This window comes from Actinopolymorpha pittospori, from assembly GCF_014873875.1.
In the GTDB taxonomy this organism is placed as follows: domain Bacteria; phylum Actinomycetota; class Actinomycetes; order Propionibacteriales; family Actinopolymorphaceae; genus Actinopolymorpha; species Actinopolymorpha pittospori.
The window spans coordinates 5,583,709-5,604,731 of the sequence record NZ_JADBEM010000001.1; the positions used below are offsets into that span (position 1 = coordinate 5,583,709).

At 65.9% G+C, this 21,023-nt stretch carries 20 protein-coding genes and 2 pseudogenes; 10 read left to right on the plus strand and 12 right to left on the minus strand.

Features of this window, described 5'->3' with window-relative positions; translation table 11 throughout:
- From HEB94_RS26150 to HEB94_RS26160, 3 genes are all read right to left on the minus strand, one after another.
- Positions 1-285: a helix-turn-helix transcriptional regulator gene (locus HEB94_RS26150; protein ID WP_192752360.1), complete on the minus strand. Its 285-nt coding sequence runs from the start codon at positions 283-285 to the stop codon at positions 1-3.
- 387 nt (positions 286-672) lie between these two features.
- On the minus strand, positions 673-1,611 hold the full coding sequence (locus HEB94_RS26155) for an aminoglycoside phosphotransferase family protein (protein WP_192752361.1): 939 nt from the start codon (positions 1,609-1,611) through the stop codon (positions 673-675).
- A 299-nt stretch (positions 1,612-1,910) separates the two neighbouring features.
- Entirely contained in the window at positions 1,911-2,378 is a 468-nt protein-coding gene (locus HEB94_RS26160; protein ID WP_192752362.1) for a GNAT family N-acetyltransferase, read from the minus strand.
- 441 nt (positions 2,379-2,819) lie between these two features.
- Here HEB94_RS26160 and HEB94_RS26165 point away from each other — a divergent pair, with 441 nt between their 5' ends.
- The 3 genes and pseudogenes from HEB94_RS26165 to HEB94_RS54760 form a co-directional block, all read left to right on the plus strand.
- Positions 2,820-3,623: a GNAT family N-acetyltransferase gene (locus tag HEB94_RS26165; protein ID WP_192752363.1), complete on the plus strand. Its 804-nt coding sequence runs from the start codon at positions 2,820-2,822 to the stop codon at positions 3,621-3,623.
- A gap of 211 nt (positions 3,624-3,834) precedes the next feature.
- Positions 3,835-4,611, plus strand: a complete 777-nt coding sequence (locus HEB94_RS26170; RefSeq protein ID WP_192752364.1) for an ATP-binding protein — start codon at positions 3,835-3,837, stop codon at positions 4,609-4,611.
- Between the two features lie 162 nt (positions 4,612-4,773).
- Positions 4,774-4,866: pseudogene (locus HEB94_RS54760) on the plus strand (hypothetical protein); the annotation flags it as partial.
- Position 4,867: 1 nt separating this feature from the next.
- On the opposite strand, the gene HEB94_RS26180 reads toward HEB94_RS54760, so the two are convergent.
- Positions 4,868-5,257, minus strand: coding sequence for a ribonuclease FAU-1 family protein (locus HEB94_RS26180; RefSeq protein ID WP_238361628.1), 390 nt, complete (start codon positions 5,255-5,257; stop codon positions 4,868-4,870).
- 56 nt (positions 5,258-5,313) lie between these two features.
- Positions 5,314-5,652 (minus strand): transposase, encoded by a 339-nt coding sequence (locus tag HEB94_RS26185; RefSeq protein ID WP_192752365.1) that lies wholly within the window; start codon positions 5,650-5,652, stop codon positions 5,314-5,316.
- An 828-nt stretch (positions 5,653-6,480) separates the two neighbouring features.
- Between HEB94_RS26185 and HEB94_RS26190 the strand changes: the two genes are divergently transcribed.
- A complete protein-coding gene (locus HEB94_RS26190; RefSeq protein ID WP_192752366.1) occupies positions 6,481-7,476 on the plus strand; it encodes an MASE1 domain-containing protein in 996 nt (331 codons plus the stop codon).
- A gap of 47 nt (positions 7,477-7,523) precedes the next feature.
- On the opposite strand, the gene HEB94_RS26195 is transcribed toward HEB94_RS26190, so the two are convergent.
- The 5 genes from HEB94_RS26195 to HEB94_RS54765 all read right to left on the minus strand — a co-directional run bounded on the left by HEB94_RS26195 (position 7,524) and on the right by HEB94_RS54765 (position 10,326).
- The gene (locus HEB94_RS26195) at positions 7,524-8,003 is read right to left on the minus strand and encodes a hypothetical protein (RefSeq protein ID WP_192752367.1); all 480 of its coding nucleotides are present in this window, start codon (positions 8,001-8,003) and stop codon (positions 7,524-7,526) included.
- 324 nt (positions 8,004-8,327) lie between these two features.
- A complete protein-coding gene (locus HEB94_RS26200; RefSeq protein ID WP_192748296.1) occupies positions 8,328-9,587 on the minus strand; it encodes an IS701 family transposase in 1,260 nt (419 codons plus the stop codon).
- 155 nt (positions 9,588-9,742) lie between these two features.
- The gene (locus tag HEB94_RS26205; RefSeq protein ID WP_192752368.1) at positions 9,743-9,958 is read right to left on the minus strand and encodes a hypothetical protein; all 216 of its coding nucleotides are present in this window, start codon (positions 9,956-9,958) and stop codon (positions 9,743-9,745) included.
- 12 nt (positions 9,959-9,970) lie between these two features.
- Positions 9,971-10,129 (minus strand): hypothetical protein, encoded by a 159-nt coding sequence (locus HEB94_RS26210; protein ID WP_192757205.1) that lies wholly within the window; start codon positions 10,127-10,129, stop codon positions 9,971-9,973.
- Complete coding sequence (locus HEB94_RS54765) at positions 10,054-10,326, minus strand: metal-dependent hydrolase (RefSeq protein WP_420481603.1); 273 nt, start codon at positions 10,324-10,326, stop codon at positions 10,054-10,056. The genes HEB94_RS26210 and HEB94_RS54765 overlap by 76 nt, the downstream gene beginning before the upstream one ends.
- A gap of 456 nt (positions 10,327-10,782) precedes the next feature.
- Here HEB94_RS54765 and HEB94_RS26220 point away from each other — a divergent pair.
- The 5 genes and pseudogenes from HEB94_RS26220 to HEB94_RS26240 all read left to right on the plus strand — a co-directional run bounded on the left by HEB94_RS26220 (position 10,783) and on the right by HEB94_RS26240 (position 17,524).
- A protein-coding gene (locus tag HEB94_RS26220; protein WP_420481546.1) for an IS3 family transposase occupies positions 10,783-11,981 on the plus strand; the annotation gives its coding sequence in 2 pieces (ribosomal slippage) (positions 10,783-11,035 and positions 11,035-11,981; 1,200 coding nt in all).
- A gap of 16 nt (positions 11,982-11,997) precedes the next feature.
- Positions 11,998-13,423, plus strand: a pseudogene (locus tag HEB94_RS26225) (IS1380 family transposase).
- A 304-nt stretch (positions 13,424-13,727) separates the two neighbouring features.
- Entirely contained in the window at positions 13,728-14,087 is a 360-nt protein-coding gene (locus tag HEB94_RS26230; protein ID WP_192752371.1) for an oxidoreductase, read from the plus strand.
- A 161-nt stretch (positions 14,088-14,248) separates the two neighbouring features.
- Complete coding sequence (locus HEB94_RS26235) at positions 14,249-14,815, plus strand: hemerythrin domain-containing protein (protein ID WP_192752372.1); 567 nt, start codon at positions 14,249-14,251, stop codon at positions 14,813-14,815.
- A gap of 1,131 nt (positions 14,816-15,946) precedes the next feature.
- On the plus strand, positions 15,947-17,524 hold the full coding sequence (locus HEB94_RS26240; RefSeq protein ID WP_337918555.1) for an ISL3 family transposase: 1,578 nt from the start codon (positions 15,947-15,949) through the stop codon (positions 17,522-17,524).
- Between the two features lie 101 nt (positions 17,525-17,625).
- Here the strand turns inward: HEB94_RS26240 and istB are convergent, their stop codons facing one another.
- Complete coding sequence (gene istB / locus HEB94_RS26245) at positions 17,626-18,480, minus strand: IS21-like element helper ATPase IstB (RefSeq protein ID WP_192752373.1); 855 nt, start codon at positions 18,478-18,480, stop codon at positions 17,626-17,628.
- Positions 18,477-19,829, minus strand: a complete 1,353-nt coding sequence (gene istA, locus HEB94_RS26250) for an IS21 family transposase (protein ID WP_192752374.1) — start codon at positions 19,827-19,829, stop codon at positions 18,477-18,479. The genes istB and istA overlap by 4 nt, the downstream gene beginning before the upstream one ends.
- 86 nt (positions 19,830-19,915) lie before the next feature.
- Between istA and HEB94_RS26255 the strand changes: the two genes are divergently transcribed.
- Positions 19,916-20,950: an ATP-dependent DNA ligase gene (locus HEB94_RS26255; protein WP_192752375.1), complete on the plus strand. Its 1,035-nt coding sequence runs from the start codon at positions 19,916-19,918 to the stop codon at positions 20,948-20,950.
- The last annotated feature ends 73 nt before the right edge of the window (positions 20,951-21,023 follow it).

The following is a 21,023-nucleotide window of genomic DNA, read 5'->3' on the forward strand; positions in this document are numbered from 1 at the left end:
TCAACCGACCCCGCTAGTAATGGCGCGGAGTTTGCTCTTGGTCACCAGTGCGTCGATGACGTTGGTGACGGTGGCGCGTTCGTCGTCGATGAGCAGGTCGTCGACGCTGACGTTGAAGGTCAGGGCGATGCGGATGACGGCCTCGAGGCCGGGGGCGACCTTGTTGTTCTCGTAGCGGGAGGCCTGCCGAACGTCGGAGTCGATCCGTTCGGCGAGATCGGCCTGGGACCAGCCCCCTTCGGTGCACAGCGCCTTGAGGCGGTCACTGTGGAAGCGACTAGGCATCTGGTGTTCTCCGCTCGGGGGTGGTGAGGCCCATTGTGCTGCGTCGAAGACGGTCATGCTTGCCGCCGGTGGCGGACCCGGCTGCAGGGCGCAAGGTGGCCGAGCAGAAGCCTCACCATCGCCGTCTCCGACACCACGCTGGCCATCGAGCTCGACGACGGCGACGTCCGATTGTCTGCCGCGCCAACACCAAGCCCATCGCTACGATCAAGTCCAGGCTCGCCACGGACAGCCACCTCAATTTCCCAGACCCCATGTCGCACATCAGGTGGCGCGAATCCGTCGCGCATCACCTGGCACAGGACATCAGGTCCAGCAGGCTGCGCTCCGTCGGCTGATGTGCGGCACGCGTCCGACAGTTGATGTGCGCTACCGATGCATAGCTGGTCAGACGAGTAGTTCGGCGGAGTCGAGGTAGGGCTGGCCCAGTTCGTCGGCGCCGAAGCTGAGCGCGTACAACCCGGTCGACACCCGTTCGAGGAATCCCCACTCCCAGATGGCTTGCTCGTCGAGACCGGTGTGGCCCGCTAGCAGCGCGCAGTAGTGGTGCGCCAGGGCGGGTGCGTCGCCGGCGAGGAGTTGCGGGCACCAGTCGCGCAGGACGACACCGAGGTCGTACGTCGGGTCCGCGAGGAAACCGTCCGGGTCCACGAAGACGAAGCCCGACTCCGCGCCCGGCCTCGGCGTCAGCACCCGCAGGGTGTTGGCGGGATGCGGATCGCCGTGCACCACGAGCGCGCGGTCGAGGTCGAAGGCGGCCGCCCGCCGCTCGGCGTAGGTCAGCGCCTGCACCACGACGCGTTCGGAACACGGGTGGCCGAGCCGTTCCCACAGGGTGTTGACGAGTTCGGCCAGGCCCCGGGCTTTCTCGCCGGCCGGGTCGAGGGTCAGTCCCGGGGGCCGTGGTACCTGCCAGGCCCGGCGAAGGGTCGTGCACAGGGTTGCGATCTTGTCCTCGGGAGAGACGTCGAGGTCTTCCAATGGCTGGCCGAGTGCCTCCATCAGGATCGCGTGCCGGTCGATGTCGTGGGCGAGTAGGCGGACGTAGCCGTGTCCGTCGGCGTCGAGGAGGGTGCGTACCTGCCCGCCGAAGTCGTGTTCGGGCACTGCGACCTTGAGAACGGCGTTTTGACCGTCTGCGGTTCGGGCCTGTGCGACGTATGACGTGGTGCCGCCGGACAGCGGCGGGCCGACCGTGATCGACCACGTGCGGGCGAGATCCTCGACGAGGCCGGGGAGTCCTGCAACCCACTCCTCCCCACGAACCCCGAGGTGTGCGGCTTTGCGCTGCACCACGTCCTGCAGTTGGATCGCCTGGTCGGTCACGGCGTCGATGCTCCCACGTACCGCGCCAGCCCCGTCAAGCGTTGCGGTCGAACGTGGTGCAGTGCGCTGGTGATGGCACCGTCGGTGGCTCTGCCGCGCGTCCATCGGCCGGCCGCCGCCGGCTTCTGACCGGCAGCCTTCCAGACAGTCGCACATCAGCCGGCTGGCGTGCGTCGCGGATCAATTGTCGGATCACACCGATTACAAGCAGAAGCCGGGCTCCTTGGGCTGGGTCCCTCTGGCGATGCGACACCGACACCTGCACGCGGCGAGTGGCCCAAGCTGTTGTCCACAAGCGGTCAACAATCGACGGAGCGCATGGGCGGACGCTTCTCGAACCAGTGGCGGGCGTACGGGTTCCTGTTGTAGTCAGCAATGGGCTGATAGCCGGCCGAACGAAAAAGAGCGAGCGCCCTCGACTCGCCCCCATCCGTGTCCAAACGGACTGCCTCCATACCGAGAATGACCGCATGCTCCTCAAGCGCAGCGAGGAGCACACGTCCTGTTCCGCGCCCACGCGCCTCTGGTCGCACAAATAGGCGCTTGACCTCTCCCGTGGTGCCGGACAGGGTGCGGAGGCCACCACAGCCGACAGGCGCCTCTGAACAGACAGCGGTAAAGAACGCTCCGTTAGGAGCTGTGAAGTCGGATGGCTCAACAGTTGAGCCGCCCTTGGGCACGAATCCCAGTTCGTGGTTCCACTCAGCGAGCAGGCCCTGAACGGCCGGGCTGTCGAAGCTCGCGACCACAACGCCCACGTCACTCATGTACGCCAGTGTGTTACAGCCAAGGCCTTCTCCTCCAACTGGGACCCCATCACGGTCTGCGAGGCTCTGGCCGGCCAGAGCGACGCCGGGTCGTCGGCCGCACCTCCAGTCGGCGCGTACCCTCAAGGCCAACCGGCCGCGGACGGTCACTTCTATTTTCTGGGCCACCTGTCAACCGTCTGCTTAAACGGATCCGTCAGGACGGCACTCGAGAGAACAGAACCGCCGGTCCGTACGAGTCGTCACCCCGCCCACCAACGCCACAAGTCCGCCGACCCGCTACTAGAAGACCCTAAGGAGCGGCAGGCTTTGACCGGTAGCCTGAATCGGACGGGATCTCGCGTGCGCGCTCGGCCCACAGCGCGGGCTGGTTGACGTCCCCGACCTCGTCTTCTCCGCCTTCTTGCCGCTCGACATCTTCGTCCCGTAACGTCCGGGTCGATGTCGTCCGCTCACCGCCAGTACCCTTCCCGCCTTGAGCTGCTCCGTTCCCAGGCCGGCGCGTTCCTCGACGCTCGCGGTCGTATCGCCGGCTGCTACGGCGTCACCATCGCGTCCTGCGCGGACGGCCAGGCGCTGTGGATCGGTGCCAGCGTGCCGAACGATGCGGCCACGGAGCTCACGGCCGCGCTCGACCGCGCGCCGCAGCCGGTCGACCCGAGCGAGCCGCCGCCAGCGCTCGCCGCCTGCGAACGAATCCTCGCCCGGATCGACGGAGAACTGACCTGCGCCTCGGGCCCGAGCTACGTCATCCCCGACGATGTCATCGCGGACGACAGCGAGTTCGCCGTCGGTACAACCATCGCGCGCTCCGTCGGAGCGGATACCGAGGCGCTGCGGGGCGCCAACCCGGGCAACTGGCATCCGATCGAATGGAACGAGCTACTCGACGGCAAACTTGGCCCATGGACCATGATCAACGACGGCGAGCGCGCGATCTCGATCTGCCACACCCCGGGACCGCTCACCGAGCGCGCCGGCGAATGCGGCGTCTGGACCGACCCGCGGTTTCGCGGGCGAGGCTACGCGGCTGCCACGGCCGCGGCCTGGGTGCCGCTCGTGCGCGCACCAGGGCGCCACCTCTTCTACCGCACCGACACCGACAACCTGTCGTCGCAGCGCGTCGCTCAACGCCTGAACCTCCTCGAGATCGGCTGGACGTGGAGGTTCCATCGACCTCGGCGCGGTGAAGCGGAGAACCTCCATCCGCTCTGCTCCCTACGCAGGGGCACTGCCGGGACCTGATCGCTCACTCTCGGTGCATCAGCCCCCCGCAAAGCGCGAGGTCGGCGGTTCGACCCCGCCCCTGCACACCGGCTGTACCTACTGTTGCACGGATCCCGCTGGGAACCGTGAGGCCGTCTTGGGGGACCGCGGAGGGATCCGGTGTGCCAGAACGTACCGGCCCGGCCGAAGTAAGTCGTACACGCCCGGCGAAAGCCGACCACCTGTCGGGATGCTGCTGGTTGTCACCGAGATGTCGGGCGCCGGTAAGTCGACGTTGCTCAAGAGGCTCGCGTCGCGCGGCTACAAGACGGTGGAGACCCATGCGTACCCGAGCCTGCGCAGGTTCGTGCCCAGGGCTGGCTTGACCTGGCCGCTGGTAGCGTCGCGTCGTGGTGACAGCGCCGTGTGGCACAACACGACACACGACTGGGCGGTCAGGGTGGATCTCGCGCACTTGACCGCGATTCGACAGGACCCTGCCGGGTTCGCACCGACCGGCGCGATCCACCTGTCGCTTGAGGTCCTCGCCTATGTTGCGGACGAGGCGGCATGTGGTCACGGCGGCGGGTGTCGGGTCTCGTTGTTTCCAGACGGCTCGATCTCGATTGCTGACGATGGGCGGGGCACCGACACCCGTCGTGATCCGAGCGGTCTTGTCGTGAAGAAGCCGGTTCTGAGCAGCAAGGACATTCGGTTCTTCGATTCGCCGCGGGCGCAGTTGCTGCCTGATGGACACTCGCGGCGGGGGATGTCTGTCGTCGCCGCGCTCAGCGAGTGGATCGTGCATGTCAATCGTCGCGACGAGGGGTCGTGGAGTCAGCGCTATGAGCACGGCGTGCCGGTGACGGACCTCGTGCCGATCTCCGACGACGAGTCGACTGGGACGACCGTCCACTTTCGACCGGATCCTCGGTTGCTCGATCCGCAGGTCGGTCCGGACGAGATCAGCCGCTTGGCCTCGGCCTGGACGAACCTCGACGTGGAAACCCGCGACCTGCGCCCATAGGCTCCAGCGGGGCGGCTGATCTATTCTCCAAGCGGTCGACGGCACCGCTGAACCGGGAGCTGCTGCGCCGTGAGGCGCGGGCGAGGACGGCGGCTCGAGGCCGGCACGCGCGATCCTAGCCATAGGCACGCGCGACCCGATCTTCGCTATCGCCGGGCGATGATGCTGCTGGCGTCCGCCGGCCGAAACCGCGCCCCGGTGATCGCTCGGCTGGTCCAGGCCGACGGGGACACAGTGCGGGAGGTGATCCACCGGTTCAACGAGATCGGCGTGGCTCGCTTGGACCCTCGATGGCTGGGAGGTTGTCAAGCCACTCGTGATAGCGGCTGCCCAAAGGTTCCGTGCGCTCGTGAAGTGCTGCTGACAGCCACTCGGATGCCGCCTCGGTGCGCGCGACGACATTCGAAGGATAGCCGTAGCGCACTTGATGAAGGGTGAACTCATCCTCGTCGTCGACGAAGACGGATCCGTCTTCCCGTATTCGGCAGACATCCAAGTCCAGGTCGACTGTGACCACTTCCCCCGGGTGCGACCATTTGGCAGGGGTGCTGACGTCGCAGTAACGTGCGGGAGCTGCCTGAAACAGTGCCGTCCACCAGGCCTCGCGGGGAAAGAGCATCACCCGGCGCTCTTCGGTGGCGTACAACTGCGATCGAGGGTGACCTGCGAACGAGAACCCACTCGTGACGCTTCTATGTGTTGTCAAGCGGCTATCGCAGTGTTGAGGGTGCGGTAGAGCTCGCGGGCGATGTACCGCTTGAGGCAGCGGCGGATCTCGAGGTCGGTCGTGCCTTGTGAGCGGCGGCGGGTGATGTAGGCGCGGGTGCGTGGGTGGGTACGCCAGCAGGTTAAGACGATGTCGTGCAGGGCGCGGTTGAGTGCGCGGTCGCCGCCGCGGTTGAGGCGGTGTCTGACGGTTCGGCCGCAGCTGGCCGGGAGTGGGCTGGCGCCGCCGAGCGCGGCGTAGGCAGCCTCGTTACGACAGCGGCCGGGATGGGACCAGGACACGATGGCTTGGGCGGCGCTGACCGGACCCACCATGCTTGGCCAGCAATTGGGGCGCTATCTCGGAAACGACCGCCGTCAGTTGCGTCAGGTTGTCGCGCAGGCCTTGCGCGGCGGCGCGGATCGCCCGAGCGAGACGGCGGGCTTCGGCACGACGTACTGCCTGCTCGCGAGTCTGGCCGCGAGGTCCGCGGCGCCTGGCGATAGCGGTGAGCCGGACGATGGTCGGCGGGCTGCGTTGAGGTCGAGGGCCAGTTCGTCGGTTACCACGGTCCCGGCGAGGCTTGACGCTGCTGCTGGGGGTCGAGAGCCAATTGGGTCAGCGCGTCGCGCAGCAATCGGAACGGGATGGTCACTTGTTGACCTTAACCGCGGCAACGCGACGTCGCCCGCGGTCATCGCAGCCAGGCGAGGATGACGGCCACAATGATGCCGCCGCGGTCGGTCAGGGCGTGCTTGTCGTAGCGGGTGGCCAGGGCGCGCCACCGCTTGAGAGGCACCTGGGCGAGGATCCTTGACCGGTTGCGCGCCCGGGTGCGACGAGCACGAAGGTACCGTGTGGACCCTCAGCGCCGATTCGACCATCGCTCGGGCGGACCAATACGCGGCCGGTGCCCGCACTGTCACGATTCAGGACACAGTTGATGCGTACAGGGCTCGCATCTTGACCAAGTGAGGCGGCGATCCACCCAGAAGCCTAAAAAGGCCCCTCCATCGACGCCCATCAAGATGAAGTGGCCGCCGGGAGAGGTGATGCGCCTGCCTCTAGCTGTAGTCTTTCTCGCAGGCCTCGTAGCTGGGGCGGGCGAGTTATTTCCGAAGATCGTACGATGTGTGCGGAGTTATTGTCCGGTGGATTGGCCCATGTTTCGCAAGTTTCTGATCATCGGGCTTCAGAACCTCGCCGCTGGGGCCGCCTACTTCGCCGTAGGGATCCTTGGAAAGTTGCACGAATTCGCCGGATATGAATTTACTCGAGCCCTCTTTCTCGGTGCCGGACTTGCGGTGGCCGCCCTGATGGTGTTCGGCGTGAAGGTCTGGCCTGGGATCTTCCTGGGTGCATTCATGATCGCGCTGAGCCTCGGCCGAACACCGACAGTGGGCGCGGCTCTCGGTGGAGCAACGTCCGTCACCTATCTCGTCGCCTATCTCCTCCTGCGAAGAGCCGATTTCAATGTCCGGCTTGACCGGGTCAAGGACGTGTTCTCCTTGGTGGTGTTGGCTGCCGGTCTTGGGATGATCCCGGCCGCGGTCATTCGTACCAGCGCGATTGTTCTGCTGGGCCTCTCGCCTGGGGGTGACTTCTTGAACCTGACGTTGGCGACATGGGTGAGTCTGGCGATGGGCGTTCTCGTCGTTGCCCCGGCCCTCCTGGTAGCGCGGAAGATGCGGTGGCCATCCCGCCTGCGCCCGTATCGCGTCGCCGAGGCCGTACTACTCCTGGCCGCCACGGCAACGGTGACGTTGGTCGTGACGCACGCCAACTCGGACCGGGAGCTCCTCTTCCTCGTCTTCCCGCCGCTCATCTGGGCAGCGTGGCGTTTTCAGCTCAGTGTTTCGGCGCTCTGCAATCTGATGGTCTCCTCCATGGTCGTCTATCTGGTTTTCAATGATCCGGCGCGGCCGGTGACCGACAGTGAGCTGATTACACTCGGAGCTTTTCTAGTTACAGTGTCGCTCTCGAGTATCTTCCTCGCCGTGGCGGTGACCGAACGCAACCGTGCATACGATCGGATCGGCAACGCTACAATCGAACTTGCCTCTGCGCTCAGGAAGTTGGACGACCGGGGCGACCCTGAGGATCCGCTTGTCCATCGCGCTCGCCGATGGCGTGATGGGCAGAATGGTCCTCACGATTAGGCATTTCTAAGTCGCGGCCTCGCCGTCCATCGGCCCTGGAGGAATCCTCACGTCAGTGAGTCTATGTCCGCGACGTCGTACTCGGCGACGGCCGCCCCGAGCATCGCCGGGCTCTGCTCCTCCCGCTGCGCGGAACGCCGACCCCGAGCCACGATCGTCGCCCGGGCGGGCTGGCGATGGGCGACGGTGGAGGGCGACGCCGAGATCATCGGCCCTGACGACCCCGCATCCCCGAGGTCGACGGCGAAGCGCCGGGCTAGCGCGTCACGGGGTCCTGCCTGAGCAGGTGGCGATGATGTAGTCCCCGGAGAGGTGGTCTCCTTGAAGACCGCACCGTCCACCGGGATGCGGCACGTGAGGTCGCCACTGCCTGTGTTCTGGCCTGACCAGTAGACCCACGTGCCCGCCTCCAGCTCAGAGTTGACGAGCAGCGGCACTGCCCTGTCTCGAAGCTGTGAGGGATCGCCGTCCGAGCCGTACTGGAACGTCAGGTCCACGCCGGGCGCGATCCCGAAGAACTCCAGCACGACGTCGCGGTCCGTGTCGATGTCCGTCGCGATCCGTCGTGTCCGCTACTGGTTCGTCGTCGCCGCCATCGATGATTAGGCCGATCAGCGCCACGACTGCCGCCGCAAGAACAAGCGCTCCCACCCGGACAGCCGCCCCTCGAATACCTTCCGGCACCCGTTCTTCCCCCCTTCACGGGCGAATGCTAGTAGGACTTTGTCATGTCGATCATGGTGGGGCGAGTGCTTCGATGTGGTCGATGGTGACTTCTTGTCGGCAGGTGGGGCATGCGCCGGCGATGAGGGCGAGCACGATTTGTAGCTCGTGTACGACTGCGTACAAGCTCAGGCCGGCGCATCCTGTTTTGGGTCGAGTCTGACCATGGTGCAGAAAGCTTGGGCGATCGCGACGAGTGTGACGTGGCGGTTCCAGCCGGTCCAGGAGCGTCCTTCGAAGTGGTCGAGTCCGAGCCCGGTTTTCAGTTCGCGGTAGTCATGTTCGATCCGCCACCGGATCTTTGCCAGGTCGACGAGCTGATCGATCGGTGTGTCGGCAGGCAGGTTAGAAAGCCAGTAGTCGGTAGGCTCGTTCGCCTCATCGGGCCATTCGACCAGCAGCAGCTTCGCCGGCAAGGTCCCATCGTCTGCGCGAGGGATGTCGCGGTTGGCCGGACGTACCACGAACACCGCGAACTTCGAGGTCATGGCAGCACTCGGATTACCTTTCGTTTTTCTGGTCCCCTGCCGCCACGCCACCTCCTGGTAGGCATCGCGGCCGGCCGCCATGGCGATCTCGCGCAGACTCGATGCCGGCTTCGGGTAGTGGGGCTTGGGACGTCTGCCACGACCACCGTTACGTGGCGGTCTCACCGGCTCCGCTTCGCCGGGGTGGGCGCTGGTGCCGGCTTTGAGTGCGACCACATAGTCCAGACCACGTTCTTCCACGCCGAGCCGGAACCTGGTGCAATCCCCATATCCGGCATCGGCAACGACGGGAAGCCTCGGCGACCCCCATTCGGTCTGCTCATCAAGCATGTCCAGCGCGAGCCGCCACTTCTCGACATGCCTCACGTCGTCAGGGACTTTGGATTCGGCTCGCTTCCGGCGGACCTTCTCGGCCTGCTCGGGATCATCACAGGCCTTGTCGTCCCAGCTTTCCGGGCAGAACAACCGCCAGTCGACCGCCGCCGAGCAGGTGTCGTTGACCGCGTGAACACTCACCCCGATCTGGCAGTTGGCGGTCTTGCCCAACGTCCCGGAATACTGCCAGGCCACACACGCCGAGGCAGGCCCGTCCTTGGGGAATCCGGTGTCGTCGATCACGTATGCCCGCGGCCCAATCGCCTGCGCAGCCCACGAGCTCAACCTGCGCCGCACCGCGGTGAAATCCCATGTCGAGGAGGTGACGAACTGCTGCAACCGCTGATGATCCACACCCAGCCGCTCCGCCATCGGCTGCATCGACTTACGCCGACCATCAGTCAACAGGCCACGCAGATACAACTCACCCGTGGCACGCTGATCCGAACGCGCAAGACAACCCAGCATGTCGGCTGCGAACTCGCCAAGCCTCGGCCGCAACTCCGCTATCTGATCAGGAGTCATGCACCGACCATGTCAGAACATCAACCACAGAACACGAAACGACACACCTAACAAAGTACTACTAGGGGCATGGTCACAAGCTGCGCCGGTATTGATCGAGACGACAAGGGGCACCACCCCGCCACCGGGTGGTGCCCCTTCGTGCTGCCGGGCGGTTAGCCGGCCAGGTAGATGCCCGGGTTGTCGAGCTGCCTCATGCGGCGGCGTACCTCGACGATGCGGCCACCGGAGACGCGGATCCCGGCGCGCAACTCGTTGCGGTTGGGTGCCTTGCCGTGCTCGGCGGTGAAGGCGGCGATGAACTCCTGCGCCCGCGCGACGCCCTCGGACTGCTGCCCCGTGGCCATCGCGAGGGACACCCACCAGGGCACCGTCACCTCGTGCTACCAGCAGGTCAGGGCAACCAGGCAGGACACCCCGAGGTTGACCGGCCACGGGATCTGCCTGCCCTTGCCGGGCAGCGCCATCATGTCGACGACCTCGAGGACAACCCCGGTCGCGAAGACCAGGACAGTGGCGGACAGGGCTGCGCTGAAGTCCACACCTTGATGCGGACGCCGGAGGACACCGGCCCCCACATCTGCCCGATGCGGGACTGAGGCATGTCGAAGTCCGGGGCAATGGCCATCGCGGTGCACAGGGCAGCCGACCTCCACATCGCCCGCACGTCGGGTGCGTACAGGGGTGTGAGTGCCAGACCGACCAGCGCGCCCATGGAGGCGTGGGTGCGACCCATCATGAGACGGGCTGCACCCGCTTCGTCCGGTGCCGGTAGCAGCCGTTCCAGCCGGTGCCGGTAGCAGCCGTTCCAGCCGGGGGAGCGCTTGTCCTTGCACGGCTGGCCGGTGGTCGTCTTCGTCGACCCGCACCGGTCCTGCCCGGCCGGCTGGGTCTTTTTGAAGCTGGGGCGGGTGGTGGCCTCCGGCGGCACCTCACCCGGTAGAGCCGATCTTGGATGTCCTCGAACGTCTCGCCGGTGGACACAGCTAAGCCTGGATCCGTGGACCGGGTGAGTGGTCCTTCGGCGTGGTAGCAGAGGAAGTGCCTTCTGGATCGGGAGAATCTGGAGTGTCGAAGTCCTGATCCAACCCGATCCAAAAGGCACTGACAGTGAAACTACCGTATGGGTGTGAGGTGCCCCGAACCTTCCGGACAGCGGCCCAACTAAGATTGGGTAATCCGGAAGGGAAGAAAGTTGCCACAACACCGCAGGAACTACTCTGCCGAGTTCAAAGAAGAGGCCGTGAAGATGGTGGTCGAGACCTCTCGTCCGATCGCCCAGATTGCTAAGGAACTCGGTGTCCACGAGGCGACCCTTGGCAATTGGGTCAACGCCTACCGTCGCGAGCATTCAGATGACGAGCCGGCGTTGACCGTCAGTGAGCGCGCGCGGCTTCGTGAACTCGAGCGTGAGGCGCGGGAACTGCGCATGGAGAACGAGTTCCTGAAAAAAGCCGCAGCGTACTTTGCCAAAGATCATCGGTGAGCGACACGTTCGAGTTCATCGACGCGGAGTATGCCACAAACATCGCTACGAACACCGAACCCACGCTGTCCATCGTAAAGATGTGCGCGCTCCTGGAAGTGTCCCGGTCCGGATTCTATGAATGGCGTGGCCGGCCGATGTCGGCAACCTCCGAACGGCGCGAAGAGCTTAAGCTTTTCATCAACAAATCTTTCGACGACTCCGACGGCACCTACGGGTACCGGCGAGTCCATGCGGACCTGGCCGACTGGGGCGTGCCGTGCGGGCCCGAGCTCGTCCGGTCCGTGATGCGCGAGCTGGGCTTGGAGCCCTGCCAACCCAAGCCCTGGCGGTTGAGCCTGACTGAGGGGGACGGGTTGGTTCCTCACATCCCCGACCTCGTCCAACGCGACTTCACCGCCGACGCCCCCGGGCAGAAGATGGTCGGCGATATTACCTATATCGAAACCTGGGAGGGATGGGTTTATCTGGCGACCGTCATCGACTGCCACACCAAGGCAGTGATTGGGTGGGCGATGGACGACAACTACAAGACCCAGCTCATCGAGAAGGCTATCGAAATGGCCGCCCGAAATCACGACCTCGCCGACCAAGCGATATTCCACTCCGACCGCGGCAGCAACTACACGTCTGCCACGTTCGCCGCGACTCTGAAGAAACACAAGCTCAGTCAATCGGTCGGGCGAACAGGAATCTGTTACGACAACGCCATGGCCGAATCGTTCTTCGCCGCGCTCAAGAACGAACGCGTCCACCGCACTCAGTATCCCACCCGGGCACACGCGTACCGTGACATTGCTCGGTACATCGAGCTACGCTACAATTCCGTACGTCGCCACTCAGGGCTCCAGTACCGGACCCCGAAACAGGTCTACAAAGAATACCTGAACCGGCAGCTCGCAGCGTGAATTAGTCGCTAAATAGCTGTCCGGAAGGTTCGGGGCGCATCAGTGGTCGCGGGCCACGCTGGTGTTCGATGAGCAGAATTTGGTGTCGTGTGCGGGGTTGGTTCCGGTGATGGCGTTGGCCGAGCGGGCGGGCCTGTCGGAGCTGGTCTCCAGTCGTGTCGTGATCGCGGAGACGACGGTGGCTTCGGCGGCGGCGAACCCGGCGGGCAAGCTGGCCTCGATCGTCGCGGGGATGGCCGCGGGCGCGGACTGTATCGATGATCTGGATGTGATCCGGTCGGGTGGGATGCGTCGGCTGTTCGATGGCGTGTATGCGCCGGCGACGTTGGGCCAGTTTCTGCGGGAGTTCACCCACGGCCACACCCAGCAGTTGGCCTCAGTGGCGCGGGCCCATCTGGTCAACCTTGTCCAGGCCAGCGGGCTGCTGCCCGGCATCGAGACCCAGGTGTTCATCGATATCGACTCGTTGTTGCGCCCGGTGTTTGGGCATGCCAAGCAGGGCGGGAGTTTCGGGCACACCAAGATCGGCGGCCGGCAGGTGTTGCGCCGGGGCCTGTCGCCGCTGGCGACCACGATCAGCACCCATCCAGGGGGCGCCGGTGGTGGCCGGGATCCGGCTGCGCGCCGGACGGGCCGCCTCCGGCAAAGGAGCGGCGAGCATGGTGGCCGAGGCGATCGCCACCGCCCGCGCCGCCGGCGCCAGCGGGCAGATCCTGGTGAGGGGCGATTCGGCGTATGGCAACCACGCCGTGGTCGGCGCGTGCCTGAAGGCAGGCGTGCGGTTCTCGGTGGTGCTCACCAAGAACCCGGCCGTCACCGCCGCGATCGCCAGCATCGCCGAAGACGCCTGGACACCGGTGCACTACCCCGGTGCTGTCGTCGATGACGATACCGGTGAGTTGATTTCGGATGCCGAGGTCGCGGAGGTGGAGTTCACGGCGTTCGCCTCGACCAGGCACCCGGTCACCGCCCGGCTGGTCGTGCGCCGGGTCCGTGACCGAGCCCGCGACCAGGCCGGCGAGGAGGAGCTGTTCCCGGTATGGCGTCATCACCCGTTCTTCACCAACAACACCGAACCGACCGCGCAGGCTGACATCACTCACCGCCGGCACGCGATCATCGAAACGGTGTTCGCTGACCTGATCGACGGACCCTTGGCTCATCTGCCCTCAGGCCGGTTCGCCGCGAACAGCGCGTGGGCGATCTGCGCCGCCATCTGCCACAACCTGCTCCGCGCCGCCGGAACCCTCACCAGCCCCCGCCACGCCCTCGCCCGCGGCGCGACGCTTCGCCGTCACATCGTCACCGTCCCTGCACGACTGGCCCGCCCCGGGCGCCGGACCGTGCTGCACCTACCCGAGCACTGGCCCTGGGCCCAACACTGGAAAACCCTGTGGAACAACGTGTTCCGCCCTGCGACCGGGCCACCACGCCTCGCCTGAAACCTGCCCACCCGCCGTCAAGGCCCGACCAGAAACCAAAGGAAAGCTGGGCAGACCAGCGAGCCCGACCTGCCCAGCCGCAGCCCACACCACCAAACCCACAACCAAGATCACCAACCCACCCGGTCCACGGATCCAGGCTAAGAGGGTGTCTTGCCCGTCGACGCGCTCACCACGGCGGATCCGGTGCGGGCCCTCCAGCATGAGGGCGAGCAGCTTGTCGTCGAGCGGGCCGCGCTAGGCACCATCGGCGGAGAAGATCCCGGCCCCTTTTCTCCATCCTTGTGACAGCAGGAAGATTCTCATGACGAATGTATTCGCCCCGGTCGATGTGGCCGGCCGGTCGCTGGCCAACCGCATCGTGATGGCCCCGATGACCCGCAGCCGGGCCTACGGGCCGGGCGTCACCGCGACCGACCTGATGGCGACCTACTACAGCCAGCGAGCGAGCGCCGGCCTCAACGTCACCGAAGGTATACAGCCCTCGCCGGTCGGCCAGGGCTGCCCCGACACACCGGGCCTGCACTCGCCGGAGCAGATCAGCGCCTGGCGCAAGGTAGTCCGCTCCAGCGACACGGAAGTGCGCACCAAAGAATCGACTGGTCAGCGGTCCGGCCGCAAGCGAATCTTTCGCGTCTCCCTCTCAAACGTGAAACGATCCTAAGCCTGGTACTCCACCGGGTGCGTTTGCTTCTACCGGGTCGTCCCTAATGGCGCTCGCAGCTTGCCCGCATTGATTTCGGGTAGGAACTCATTGCTCAGAATCAGCGCGTCCGTCAGGACGCGCGCAAATGCGTCCGACGAGACAGTGGATAGGAGCACGAAATGGCACGAAGGCAGGAAAAGGATGTCATAGATCTACTGGTCGAGCAGCACGAGATGATGCGGTCGCTGTTTCCTCGAGTGAGAGATGCAAAAGGGGCGGCCAAGCGTGATCTCTTCGAAACTCTCGTCCGCCTACTGGCCGTGCACGAAACTGCGGAGGAAGAGGTCGTCCATCCTATCGCTCGCCGCGAGATCGCCAACGGAGAGCGCGTAGTGCAGGCCCGGAGGAAGGAGGAGGCAGACGCGAAGGCACGGCTGACGGAGCTCCACGACCTCGGAGTTGATCATCCTCAGTTCGATGCCAAACTGGAAACCCTGGCCGACGCTGTCGACAAACACTCAACGTCCGAGGAAGACATAGAGTTTCCTGGCCTGCGCGAGAAGGTGTCTCCCGAGGACTTGATGAAGCTGGCGGGAGTACTGGAGTCAGCCGAAGCGATGGCACCTACCCGACCTCACCCCGCCACAGGCGAATCCGCGACCGCCAACACGCTAGCGGGACCTCCGCTGGCCCTTTTCGACCGCGCACGAGACCGAATCAGGGACTGGACCCGAGACAACACGTGAAGTCCGTGGTGACGCCCGCGACCGAGGTGCCGGGGACGGCAGCGAGCAACGTTTGGCATGCGACCGCTTCGCCGGGGATGCCGGTCGCTCGAGGACGTCGTGGAGTGGCTGACACTCGACCTTCCCGGGCGAGGCTCCCGCCGCCGTGTGGAATGGCGTGTGACCGGCGGCAGGGCCTCGCTCTTGTGATTGCCCGTGCTGGACCGTGATGTCACATGCGACATCGTGAGTGTCTCCACATGGCAGACGACGTCGATCACGTCTCGGCGTGTGGATGTGTCGAACGTCCGCCCGTGGCGTCGACGGGCCTCGCTGCCATGTGAGGTTCCCTGCTCGGCACGTCCATGAGTGACGTCGAGATCGGTAAGGCCGACATGGTGACGGCCCGGCCCTGGTAGCCGGGGCGTCACGTTGTGACTGGACGGTCTTGACAAGTTGCCGAAGGCTAGACGATCCAGTGGCGGAGGTCCCGCCGGCATTCGTGGTTGGGCCGGTCTGCCTCCTCTGGTGGTGCCCGTTCATCTGGAGCTGTCACGCGGGCGCAGGTGAGCGTCTCCACACTTGGGGGAGTGGGGCCGGCCCTACCGCGACTAGCCGGATGACGAGGGCGGGTTGTGGGCAACCTTCGTGGCTGGTCCCGGTGGCGAGCCGCCTCGGTGAAGCCACCGTGACGCTGTGGTGCGGAAACGCCCGGGCCAGGCGGGGCTGTCGAGGTCTGCCGTACGGTGGTGTGGCCAGACCGCATCACTTGAGGTCCCCGCAGTGATGGCGCTCACCGGATTTGGCTCTGGCCCAAATTCCGTGATTGGTCACGGACGGTGATGGTTTTGGGAGGTGCTCGTCTTTGGTGAGGCTTCCGCTCGCTGTGATCAGCCGTATATAGCGACTTTTGTGTCCGGGGTGTGCGTGAACGGTTGCGGCGTATTGCTGAATTCTTGTAATAACCAAGTCTTGACTTTGTCGTGAGCGTGTTGGCAGGACAAGGAAGGCCCTTCTTGTGGAGGTTCGGTTTCGACCAAGAAATCGGACTCCGCAAGAAGGGCAGTTCGAGTGTATCTTTCGTTGTCCCGACTGCTGCCGCATTTGGCCGGCCTCGTCGATGTTGGTGTCGAACGGGTCGAGTCCAGGTTGGTGATCTATGGACGATCGGCTAGCGGGCATGCCGAGTGCCCGCGGTGCGGGACGGCGGCGGTGCGGGTGCACAGCTCCTACTCGCGTCGGCTGGCCGACACCGCGGTAGCGGGGTGGCCGGTGGTGATCAAGCTGCAGGTGCGGCGCTTCTTCTGTGGCGTGGATGCGTGCCCGGTAAAAACGTTCGCCGAGCAGATTCCCGGACTGACTACCCGATACGCGCGGCGTACCCCGTTACTTCGCAAGCTTTTGGAGGCGGTCGCGATCGCCCTGGCTGGTCGAGCCGGCGCCCGGCTGGCCACCCGCCTTGGTGTTGTGGTCGGCCGGTCCACGCTGCTGCGCTTGATCCGAGCCATACCCGACCCACAGATCGGCGACGTCGCCGTGCTCGGCGTCGACGACTTCGCGCTGCGTCGCGGACACGTGTATGGCACGGTCCTGGTGGACATGGACAGCCACAGACCAGTCGATCTGCTGCCCGACCGCGAAGCAGACGCCTTCGCTGACTGGCTGCGAGCCCATCCCGGCGCCAAGGTGATCTGCCGGGACCGGGCCGGTGCCTACGCTGAAGGCGGCCGCACCGGTGCGCCCGAGGCGATCCAGGTGGCCGACCGCTGGCACTTGTGGCACAACCTCGCCAAGCACGTCGACAAGACCGTCGCCGCCCATCGCGGTTGTCTTACCCCACTCCCCGCCGTCGACTCCGACTCACAGGCCGAGGAGGATGTTCGGCAACCTGCGCCTGTGCTGGTGATGGCGGTCGAACAGCCACTCGACCACACTCCGGACCGAGCATTCGACGCAACGCTTGACGTGTGTGGGCGTGAGCGGCGCCTTGTGACCCGCACACGGGAACGCTACGCCGCTGTCTGCGACCTGCTGGCCAAAGGCGAGTCCCTGGCAGGGATCGGCCGCACCCTGGGCCTGGACCGCAAAACCGTGCAACGGTTCGCTCGTGCTACCAGCCTCGACGAGCTTCTGGTGAAGGCGACCGCCCGTGCCAGCAAGCTCGATCCGTTCAAGCCCTACCTGCACCAGCGGTGGAACCAAGGCTGCACCGACATCCCCACCCTGCACGCGGAATTGCAAGCCCAAGGCTGGTCGGGCAGCGTGCAGGCCGTCCGCCGCTACTTCCGGCCGTTCCGCCACCTCGCCCTCGCGCCGCCAACAACACCCGCAATACCGAAACCCCGCGAGATCACCCGCTGGATCCTCACCCACCCCGACCATCTCGACACCGACGCCCACACCAAACTCGACGAAGCACGCTCGCACTGCCCCGAGCTGAAGATGACCGCGACGCACGTGTCGACTTTCGCCGAGATGATGGCCCATCTCAACGGTGACAAAGACCGGCTGGAGGCCTGGATGAGCAGCGTCGACGCCGACGATCTCCCGCACCTACACTCCTTCACCACCGGCCTTCGACGCGACGTTCAAGCCGTCATCAACGGGCTCACCACACGCTTCAACTCCGGACCAGTTGAAGGCATCGTCAACAAGATCAAATACCTCAAACGGCAAATGTTCGGCCGCGCGAACTTCGACCTACTCAGAAAACGAGTACTCCTCGCATGACACTCCAGCACAATAACCGACCGTAGCCAATCACGGAATTTGGGCCAGAGCCCCGGATTTCCCCAGGTTTGCTTATCGAAATTCCTCACCTGAGGGCGTGGTCACTGTAGTGGTCTGCGGGTGCCGGTGGTGGCTTGTCGGAGTGTGTCGGCGCGGGCGTGGTGGTCTCGTAGTCGGTAGGAGTCGCCGTCGAGGTTGAGGACGACGCTGCGGTGGAGGAGTCGGTCGAGCATGGCGGCGGCGACGGTGGTGTCGCCGAGGACCTCACCCCAGGAGGCGACACCGCGATTCGTGGTGAGCACGATCGAGGTTTTGAGGTAGCGCTGCGACACGACTTGGAACAGGGCGGAGGCGGCTTCGCCGGGTAGGGGTAGGTAGCCGAGTTCGTCGATGACGAGCAGGGTGGGGCCGGCGAAGAAGCGCATGGTGGTGGCCCAGCGGCCTTCGATGGCCGCGCGGTGGCAGCGGGCGGCCAGGTCGGCGGCGGTGGTGAAGTAGGTGCGGTAGCCGGCTTCGGCGGCGGCGCGGCCAAGGCCGACCGCCAGATGGGTCTTGCCCACGCCGGGTGGGCCGATGAGCAGGATGTTGGTGGCGGTGTCGAGGTAGCGGCAGGTGGCCAGTTCCTCGATCAGTTTCTTGTTCACGGCGGGTGCGGCGTCGTAGTCGAAGTCGGCCAGGGTGGCGGGGGTGGGTAGGCAGGCGAAGCGGAGCCGGCCGGCCAGGCGGCGGGCTTGGGTGGCGTCGACCTCGACCGCCAGGAGTCGTTCCAGGGTTGCGGTCATCGACAGTTGCTCGGCCTGGGCGGTGGCCAAGACTTCGGGTAGGTGTTGAGCGGCGTCGTGCAGCTTCAACGCGGCCAGGTGGGCGCGCAGCTGCTGGTAGAGGCTGGCCTGGGTGCCTGTCATCGGCGCGGCTGTCATCGCCGTGGTGGCCGGAGTTGTTTGTGTGGTGGTCATGTGAGGGTGTTCCTTCCTTTGGCTGCGGTTGCGTAGCGGGCCAGGTCGATGACCACGCCGGTGTCCTCGCTGGGCTTGTGGGGCGTGGTCTGGTGGGCGCGCAGAGTGTCAGCGGCTGCTCGGGCGGCGGGTCCGGGTGGGATGCGTTGCTTGCGGCGGTGCGGCCCGGCGGTGGTGAACGCGGCGAGTGCGGCGTGTTCGAGGGCGTGGACGTGGCCGTGGTCGCGGACCATCACCCCGGCGCTGTCGGCGGCGAGGCGGTGTCGGGTGATCACCACACCGCTGGGGGTGGTGATGTCGATGTGGTGGTCGCCCAGGCGGTGGGTGACTGTGACGATGCCGCGGGCGAGTTCGGGTGGTACCGAGTAGTGGTTGCCGCGGTAGGCGACCAGTGCTTGTGCTGAGGCCACGCGTTGGACGGTGATGGTGGCGGGGAAGGGTCTGGCAGGCACCGGCGCCAGGTGTTCGGCCTGGGCCAGGACGGCCACGGTGGCCTTGCCTGCTTGGTCGTTCGGTCGTAGCCGGGCATCGCCGCGGACCTGACACCAGGCCTCGAGGCTGGCTTGGGCCTGCTCGACGCTCAGCTCGTCAGCCAGGGTGCGCCACCAGCGTTGCGCCGCGGTGTGGTTGGCCTTCTCCACCACGCCCTTGCGGTTCCCGCGCCGCGGCGGGCAGATCGCCACCTGAACCCCGTAGTGCTTGGCGACCGCAGCGAAGGAGGAGGTGATCCTCCCCGAGCCGGGGTGGCAGACGGTGGCCATCCGGTCGAACCGCCACACCCTGCTCAGCCCGCCGAGGGATCGAGTCGTGCGGTCCAGTGCGTCGATCAGGTGCGGCTGATCCATGCTCGCGGCGAGCACCCCGCGCCAGCGACCCGAATAGGCAAGCGCCCCGACCAGCAAGTACGCCTTGCCGGCCCAGCCCCACTGCTGCGGCGGGTCGGGCAGTTCGACCCAGTCCCACTGGGTCTCCTCCCCCGGCGGATGATCGATCACCGCCGCCGGGCGACCCCTGGCCGGCGCGCACGGCTCGCAGTGCGGCCGCAGACGCCGCCTGCGCAGCTGCCGGGTGAAGGTCGGATAGGACCGGGCATACCCCAACCCGACGACCTCATCGAAGAGGGTCTGCGCCCACAGATGCGGGTCCTCACCCAGCCTGGCCCGCACGTAGTCCAGGTAGGGGTCGAACACATCAACACCGGCCGGCCTACGCACACCGGCAACACGGTCCCCACGCAGGTAGGCGCGGATGGTCTTACGGTCATGTCCAAGGTGCCGAGCGATCGCAGAGATCGTCCAGCCCTGACGGTGGAGCGCATGAGCGTCCACATCATCCTCCCGTGTCAACATGGGAAGCGAGGGCTCCTTCGAGATGGCGCGTGGTCAGAGACCGCCAGTCTCGAAGGAGCCCCACCACTTCCCCCGAAGCCACACGGGTGGGGAATTTCAGTGAGCAGGTCTGGGGAGATTCAGATGAGCGCCGTCAGCAGTTGCGTATAAGTGGGCCGATCGAGCCCATGCTCGCGAAGAGCATCGACCGCTTGCCTCCACTCCCGCCCGGCGGTCTCCGTTACGAGCCGAAGTTCGATGGGTACCGCGCGCTGGCCACAATCCGGGCAGACAGCTCCGTACATATCTATTCGCGGCGTGGCGTACCGCTCGCGGACGCGTTTCCGGAGCTGGTGGGCGCCCTGTACTCCTACCTTCCCGCCGGGACGGTCGTCGATGGGGAGATCGTCCTCTGGCGCGGTGGCCGGCTCGACTTCAACGCGCTGCAGCGCCGCTACGCCGGTCGCCGCCATGCAGCCGAGCTCGCGGGCTCCCATCCCTGCCACCTGGTCGTGTTCGACGTCCTGGAGACGAGGGAGGACGGCGATCTCCGCCGGCGGCCGCTGCGGGAGCGCCGCGGGGTGCTCGAGCGGCTGCTTCGGAAGGTACCGCCCCGATCGCCGCTGACCCTCGCCATGCAGACCTCGGACCGAGCCGTCGCGGAGGAGCGGTACGACACGATGACTGTCGCCGGGATCGAAGGGCTCGTGATCAAGCCCGCGAACAGCCCTTACCTGCCAGGGTCGCGGCTGTGGATGAAGTACAAGTCGAGGCAGACCACCGACGCCGTGATCGGCGGGATGACCGGCAGCCTCCACCGTCCGGCGGCGCTGCTGCTCGGCCGGTATGCCTCCGACACGGGCCGGCTCCACTACGCCGGTAGGACGACCTACCTCACCGACGCGCAAGCCGCTGCCGTCGGACCGCTCCTGGTCGCCGCCATCAGTGGGCATCCGTGGCCGGCCCAGCTCACCCTTAACTGGCGGTCCAAGCCGACCGGCTACCACCAGGTTGCGCCGCTGGTGGTGGTGGAGATCCGCGCTGACATCGCCACCGACCATGACCGACGCTGGCGGCACGCCGTGCGGATGCTGCGGGTGCGAGACATCGCCCCGGACGAGGTGCCTCTTGACTTAGCCTGAATCCGTGGAGCCGCTGGCGTGACTGGCGTTGGTCGGCATGAGCTGGTGGGTGGCGTGGGTGGGCGTGGCGAGT